1 protein-coding gene is annotated in these 1,886 nt (G+C 59.6%); it reads left to right on the forward strand.

Going from position 1 to position 1,886, the window contains the following annotated elements; genetic code table 11:
* Window positions 1–64: 64 nt before the first annotated feature.
* Window positions 65–1,819, forward strand: a complete 1,755-nt coding sequence (locus FVP33_RS18625; protein ID WP_147785205.1) for an IS30 family transposase — start codon at window positions 65–67, stop codon at window positions 1,817–1,819.
* Window positions 1,820–1,886: the final 67 nt, after the last annotated feature.

A 1,886-nucleotide genomic window follows, 5' to 3' on the forward strand; every position in this document is an offset into this window, starting at 1 on the left:
GTCGCGATTGACGTACGCGGGATCCTATTGATCGAAGCAACACCTTCTTTTAGGTGGTCGTTTCATGGTTTTGACGTCTTCGTCACCAGCAGCCCTGAGGTTCTTCGCGTCGATCAAGGACGGGCGGGGTCTCAAACCATCCGCCCGAGATGCCGGTATCGATAAAGAGGTCGGCTATCGGTGGCTTCGGGAGAAATATCTTCAGTCGAGGCGGAGTGGAATATCGGCTTCTGAAACGATCACCGAGTTAGGTTTCACGACGTCGCGTCTGATGGGGTGGGAGGCTGAAGTCGAGAGGCCGCAGGAGCGCAATCATCTTCGAGTGGACGCAGATCAAGAAGTCGTGTTCTGGGCGGCGATTGATCGCGGCCAGCGGATGCAGACCGCCGCAATCGCTGCAGGGGTGGCCCGGTCGACCGCGTATCGGTGGACCGAGAAACGTTTCGCCGAGTTGCGGCGATCGGGCATGACAATGCGACGGTGCACCGTTGTGTTGCAGCTGACGGGATCCCGTGTTGCCGCCCTGGAGCGCCGACGGTTAGCGTCGGTGCGGAAGGCTGCTGCTGCCGCCACCGCGGCGCAAAAGGAAGCGGTAGCGACGTCGAGTCGATATGCGGACCGCGTCCTCCTTGCCGTTGCAACGGAGGGCCAGAAGCTTTTCCGGTCACGCAGGGCACAGTATTGGCAGTTGATGCGCGACGGTCTCAGTAACGCGGACGCTTGCAGACTATTGGGCATGCATCCACACAATGGGACATCGCTTCGCAAAGCTGCGAAGTTTCAGATCCCGTCCCTTTTTCCGAAACCCGAGCCGAGTGGTCGTTACCTGGATGCGCGAGAACGGTTACAGATTGCTGACTTGCTCCGACTGAAGCGTTCGTTGCGGAAAATCGCGGTCGAGCTGGGCAGGCATCCATCCACAATTTCGCGGGAATTGAAGCGGCATCGCCAGGCAAGTGGGGACTATCTGCCGGCAACCGCTCACCATGATGCCCGGCAGCAACGTGCTCGCCCGAAAACCCGAAAGCTGGTCGCGAACTCCGCTCTTCGGATTCTCGTGCAACGGAAACTCAACCGATTTTGGTCTCCGGATGAAATAAGCGGCTGGTTGAGGAAGGGGTATCCCGATGATCTGTCGATGCGAATCTGTCCTGAAACGATCTACCGGGCGTTGCTGCTGCGAGACGGCAAAGGGCTGCACAAACGTTTCGCTCTCAAGTTGCGCACTGGGCGACGGATTCGCAAAACGCGATGGCAGCGACGGCTCGGACGAGGGTCCCGAATTATCAATATGACGATGATCGACCAACGCCCAGCCGAGGTTGAAAACAGGGAGCAAGTCGGCCACTGGGAGGGGGACCTCATCGTCGGACTCGGATCGGTTTCCGCAATGATGACGCTCAGGGAGCGGAAGACCCAGTACGGCATCATCGTGAACTTGCCCAAAGATCACACCGCCGCGAGCGTCAACGCAGCGGCCATCGCTGTGTTCAGAACCTTGCCGCCCCATCTGAAACGAAGCCTCACCTGGGACCAGGGGGTCGAGATGTCCTGGCACGAGAAATTGACTCAAGCCAGTGGGGTTCCGGTCTACTTCGCGGAACGCTCCAGCCCTTGGCAACGCGGGGCAAACGAGAACTTCAACGGCCTGGCCCGCCAGTACTTCCCCAAGGGCACAGACCTCGCCGTTCACAGTGCACATCATGTGGCCAAAGTCACCCGGGAGCTCAACGAGCGACCACGGAAGACCCTGAGCTACGACACGCCCGCTGCCCGCCTGAGGGCAGAACGTGACGCGCCGTTCGGAGCGATGAACTAGCCTGCAAACACGGGCCGCACGCCCTGCAATAACACTCAACTGTTGCGTCGACCATTGGAATCCGCCG

Source organism: Lacisediminihabitans profunda (genome assembly GCF_008040105.1).
Classification (GTDB): domain Bacteria; phylum Actinomycetota; class Actinomycetes; order Actinomycetales; family Microbacteriaceae; genus Lacisediminihabitans; species Lacisediminihabitans profunda.

Excerpts from the sequence above, each read along its gene's own strand:
- FVP33_RS18625 (WP_147785205.1), top strand. The coding sequence starts at position 65 with ATGGTTTTGACGTCTTCGTCACCAGCAGCCCTGAGGTTCTTCGCGTCG.